This window comes from Variovorax sp. P1_H12_2 (genome assembly GCF_056405335.1).
On sequence record NZ_JBFUCI010000631.1, the window covers coordinates 1 to 2,424 of the forward strand.

Genomic DNA, 2,424 nt, shown 5'->3' on the forward strand with positions numbered 1-2,424 from the left:
TACGGCATCCCCCAGATCTCGACCGGCGACATGCTGYGCGCCGCCGTCAAGGCCGGCACGCCGCTCGGGCTGCAGGCCCAGGCCGTCATGGCATCGGGCGCGCTGGTGAGCGACGACCTGATCATCAACCTGGTCAAGGAGCGCATCGCGCTGCCTGACTGCGCCCAGGGCTTTCTCTTCGACGGCTTCCCGCGCACCATTCCGCAGGCCGAGGCCATGCGCGCGGCCGGCGTCAAGCTCGACTACGTGCTCGAGATCGACGTGCCCTTCTCCGACATCATCGAACGCATGAGCGGGCGCCGYTCRCAYCCGGCGTCGGGACGCACCTACCACCTGAAGTTCAATCCGCCGAAGACCGCGGGCAAGGACGACYTCACGGGCGAGGACCTGATCCAGCGCGAGGACGACAAGGAAGAGACCGTGCGCAAGCGGCTCGAGGTCTACAGCCAGCAGACGCGTCCGCTGGTCGACTACTACTCGAACTGGGCCAAGGCCGACCCGGCCGCGGCGCCCAAATACCGCGCGATCAGCGGTGTCGGCAGCGTCGACGACATCACTCAGCGCGCGCTCGCCGCCCTGATCAGCTGATCAGGCCGGGCTGGAACGCAGCCCGTAGGCCTTGCCGTCGACGAACAGGTACTCGACCCGCATCACGGCGTCGCCCTTCTCGTCCTTGGTGCCGAAACCGACAGCCGAGACAGGGGTCCCCGGCTGGATCTCGCGCACCTTCCAGGCCTCCATCCGCGTCAGCGGCGCCAGCTCGAGTTCCCACTGACGGTCCTTGCGTCGCGGCACCGTGGCCTTCGCCAGCAGGCCGGGGCCGTCGACCGGGGCGCTCTGCGCCGGCAATTCGCGTTTCGACAGGTCGCCGGGCGTCTTGAGGTCGGGCGGTACTTCGATCACCAGCTCGGCGTGCGGGTTCTGCCAGCGCGCGCTCACCACCTTGCCTTCCAGGTAGAGCGGCCGGTCCTGGTCGAAACTGCTCCATCCGTGGTGGGCCCAGGCGAACGGCATCGCTGCGGGCAGCGCTGCAACGGCGAACATCAGGCTGCGACGTTTCATGCAGGGGGCTCCTTTCGCTCAGTAGGCGATCCAGCGGCCGCAGAACACGACGGCCAGCCAGATCGCAGTGGACGACAACATCTGTACCCGCGCCAGCCAGTCAAGTTTCGCCAGCGAGCGGCGGCCGTGGAACCACAGCGCGTTGCAGCCGGCCACGAGCAACAGCCCCATCTTCACCAGAAACACGCGGTTGGCGAGCAGCTCTGCGGGCTGAGTGGCGAACATCAGAGATCCGCTGGCTGCCGCGAGCGCGAAGCCCGTCAGCGCGATGGTCAGCGACAGCCTGGCCAGCCCCATGATCGGCAAGGCGGCCGCACGGCCGAACACCCGAACCTCGAGCGCCACCAGATTGCCCAGGAGCAGCGCGATGCCGACGATGTGCGCGACCTCGAGCGCCGGATAGGCCCAAGGGATCGTGCGCAGCGCGTCGAGCATGGGGTCAGGCGGCCGGGCCGGCCGCCTGCAGTTCGAGCATCAGCGCGATCCGCGCCTTGACCGGACTCAGCGCCCCGGCGTCGCGCAGCCGCTGGTCGGGTCTCGGCAGGATCCGYCCTTCGGCGCAGCGCGTCGCGCGCACCACCGCCACGCCCTCGGCCTGCGCCCGAAGCGCCGCGGCTTCCAGCGCGTGGTGCAGCGTGCCATTGCCGGTCGCGGCCAGCACGATCCCCTGCACCGGCTCGACGGCGCCGCGCCGGCGCTCCTCGAGCAGCGCATCGACGAGGGTGCCGCGCGCTTCGGCATGGCTCGCGAGGATCTCCACGCGGGGCCAGGTCGCCGCGCCCGCCATGCGATCGAAGACGGCTCGGGCGGCCGGGTCGCCTGCCGGCCAGCACCYGAGCAGGCGCACCGTGCCTTCCTCGACATAGGCCAGCGGGCCGGCATCGCCCGAATCGAAGGCATCGAGCCTGTAGGTATGGACCTTCCGGACCTCGAGGGCGCCGTGAACGGTCCCCGCGCAGACGGCGACCACGCCGCACGCCTGCGGCGTCGCGGCAACGACGATGGCATCGCGCAGGTTCTGTGGTCCGTCGGGTGCAAGGGCGCTGGCCGGCCGCATCGCGCAGGTCAGGACCACCGGCTTCGAAGGCGCCAGCACCGACTGGAGGAAGAACGCGGTTTCCTCCAGCGTGTCGGTCCCGTGCGTGATGACGATGCCCGCCACATCCGGCTCTGCGAGCCAGTGGGCGCAGCGCTGCGCCAGCGTCCGCCAGATGGCGACGCCCATGTCCTTGCTGTCGACCTGCGACACCTGCTCGGCCTCGAGCCCGATGCCAGCAGGAGCGTCGATGCCGTGCAGCAGATCGGCGACGCCGACCTCGCCGGCGGTGTAGCCGATGTTGTCGCTCGCAGTGCCGGCACTGT

General features: G+C 70.0%; 4 protein-coding genes. 1 reads left to right on the forward strand and 3 read right to left on the reverse strand.

Going from position 1 to position 2,424, the window contains the following annotated elements; all coding sequences use genetic code 11:
* The coding region (adk, locus tag AC1D2K_RS33460; RefSeq protein WP_478094580.1) for an adenylate kinase at window positions 1-588 on the forward strand (588 nt) is incomplete at its 5' end.
* Here adk and AC1D2K_RS33465 read toward each other — a convergent pair.
* The 3 genes from AC1D2K_RS33465 to AC1D2K_RS33475 form a co-directional block, all read right to left on the reverse strand.
* Window positions 589-1,062: a DUF6152 family protein gene (locus AC1D2K_RS33465; RefSeq protein WP_478094582.1), complete on the reverse strand. Its 474-nt coding sequence runs from the start codon at window positions 1,060-1,062 to the stop codon at window positions 589-591.
* An 18-nt stretch (window positions 1,063-1,080) separates the two neighbouring features.
* Window positions 1,081-1,497: a hypothetical protein gene (locus tag AC1D2K_RS33470; RefSeq protein WP_478094584.1), complete on the reverse strand. Its 417-nt coding sequence runs from the start codon at window positions 1,495-1,497 to the stop codon at window positions 1,081-1,083.
* A 4-nt stretch (window positions 1,498-1,501) separates the two neighbouring features.
* The coding region (locus AC1D2K_RS33475) for an asparaginase (protein ID WP_478094586.1) at window positions 1,502-2,424 on the reverse strand (923 nt) is incomplete at its 5' end.